General features: G+C 47.2%; 1 protein-coding gene. It reads right to left on the bottom strand.

Annotated features, from left to right (window positions below):
* Positions 1-13: 13 nt before the first annotated feature.
* Positions 14-1,076, bottom strand: a 1,063-nt coding sequence (locus ES017_RS15055) for an ISL3 family transposase (RefSeq protein WP_171335251.1), incomplete at its 5' end; no start/stop codon positions are given.

The raw sequence follows: 1,076 nt of genomic DNA, 5'->3' as shown, positions 1-1,076 counted from the left end.
CTTGCACCTGCCATTAAAGTATGTTAGTCGTTTCTAACCGAACCCGTAATGCAAAACGCTGGATATTTCTGTATCCATATCCCCGACGTTTGATCAGCTTGATCTTGTTATTCGTTCCTTCCATTTTCCCATTCGAGTAAGGGGATAAAATGCAAGAAACGATTTCTTCTGTTCGCTTGACGAGCGCTTTTGCAATCGCGCGCACAACCGAACAAGGACAAAACGAATACCGATGAATCCAAGACTCCAAACGTCGTTTCGCCTGTTGCTCGTCTTTGCTTTTGGACACATAACGAAAATGTTGGAGCGATTGGTAGACCGACTTTAAGTAATCGCTTTCATTACACCATTCTCGTACGATTTGACGTTCTTCCTCCGTCAATTTCTCTGGGCATGTGCTCAATAAACGGCAAACGTAACGAACATTTCCGTGTTTCTTGCCCCCTTTGTCTAAATATTTGCGGCAACGATCTAAAGCATCCGTAAACAGCTGAATGACATGGAAATAATCGACCACGTGTGTCGCCTCTGGGCAAACCCCTTGAATGGCTTTTTTCATCGCTGGGGCTAAATCGCTTACGACATACTGAACAGAACGAGACACATGCGCCAACGCACGTCTGATGGCTTCCTCGTTCTTTCCAGCTTCGATGGCATACACTTCTCCCGTCTCGGCATCCATGATCGCCACTCCGTAGTCATGCCCTTTTCGAAAGGCAAATTCATCGACACAAACCGCCTTTGGTTGGATATCATTCGATAGGAAGGAAGGGGCATGGGTATAAAACCAACGTTCCACGGTCGTGTAAGGGAGGTTGAGCATCCGAGCTACTGCCTGAATGGATGTCCCAATGCAAGATTGCGCCACCCATTGCTGAAAAGCGTCTGTTGCCACACTTCGAGGGGAGATTCCTGGATAAGACGTGCTGAACGTCATGCCACACGTACCACAACGTCTGCGCTCGACAGGGAGTTCAATCCAAAAAATCCCGATTCGTTGAGCATAGCCATGCATCCATTGCTTCTTTTTTCCTGTCATTTTGATCGTGCGTTTCAAGCAGACAGGACATAACGGG

It is taken from the genome of Anoxybacillus sp. EFIL (genome assembly GCF_013096955.1).
Taxonomy (GTDB): domain Bacteria; phylum Bacillota; class Bacilli; order Bacillales; family Anoxybacillaceae; genus Anoxybacillus; species Anoxybacillus ayderensis.
Note: the sequence above shows the minus strand (reverse complement) of the source record. Positions and strands in the feature narration are given on the sequence as shown.